The organism is Umezawaea sp. NPDC059074, from assembly GCF_042738955.1.
Classification (GTDB): Bacteria; Actinomycetota; Actinomycetes; order Mycobacteriales; family Pseudonocardiaceae; genus Umezawaea.
Window position 1 is genome coordinate 1 of record NZ_JBHYHC010000294.1, and the last position, 1,007, is coordinate 1,007.

Below are 1,007 nucleotides of genomic sequence, written 5' to 3' on the forward strand. Positions count from 1 at the left end.
AGGTTCACCGACCGCGCGAGGCGGGTGGTTGTCCTGGCCCAAGAAGAGGCCCGGATGCTCAACCACAACTACATCGGCACCGAGCACATCCTCCTGGGGTTGATCCACGAGGGTGAAGGTGTCGCCGCCAAGGCGCTGGAGTCGTTGGGGATCGCCCTCGAAGGTGTCCGCCAGCAGGTCGAGGAAATCATCGGCCAGGGCCAGCAGGCCCCGAGCGGTCACATCCCCTTCACCCCACGAGCGAAAAAAGTCCTCGAGCTGTCCCTGCGCGAAGCGCTGCAGCTCGGCCACAACTACATCGGCACCGAGCACATCCTGCTCGGCCTGATCCGCGAGGGCGAAGGCGTCGCGGCGCAGGTCCTGGTGAAGCTGGGAGCCGACCTCAACCGGGTCCGCCAGCAGGTGCTCCAGCTGCTGTCCGGCTACTCCGGCAGCAAGGAGACGACCGAGTCCACCGGTCGCGGTGAGGGCACTCCCTCGTCGTCGCTGGTGCTCGACCAGTTCGGGCGCAACCTCACCGCCAGCGCGCGCGAGGGCAAGCTCGACCCGGTGATCGGCCGCTCGAAGGAGATCGAGCGGGTCATGCAGGTGCTGTCGCGGCGCACCAAGAACAACCCGGTGCTCATCGGCGAGCCCGGCGTCGGCAAGACCGCCGTCGTCGAGGGCCTGGCGCAGATGGTCGTCAAGGGCGAGGTGCCCGAGACGCTCAAGGACAAGCAGCTCTACACGCTTGACCTGGGCTCCCTGGTCGCCGGTTCCCGCTACCGCGGTGACTTCGAGGAGCGCCTGAAGAAGGTGCTCAAGGAGATCCGCACCCGCGGCGACATCATCCTGTTCATCGACGAGATCCACACCCTGGTGGGTGCGGGTGCCGCCGAGGGCGCGATCGACGCCGCCAGCATCCTCAAGCCGATGCTGGCCCGCGGTGAGCTCCAGACCATCGGCGCGACCACGCTCGACGAGTACCGCAAGTACGTCGAGAAGGACCCCGCCCTGGAGCGCCGGTT

Annotated in this window: 1 protein-coding gene; it reads left to right on the top strand. The window is 67.4% G+C overall.

Annotated elements, in window-relative coordinates:
- A partial coding sequence (locus ACFWW9_RS46140; protein WP_390390014.1) for a Clp protease N-terminal domain-containing protein occupies positions 1-1,007 on the top strand: 1,007 nt, incomplete at both ends.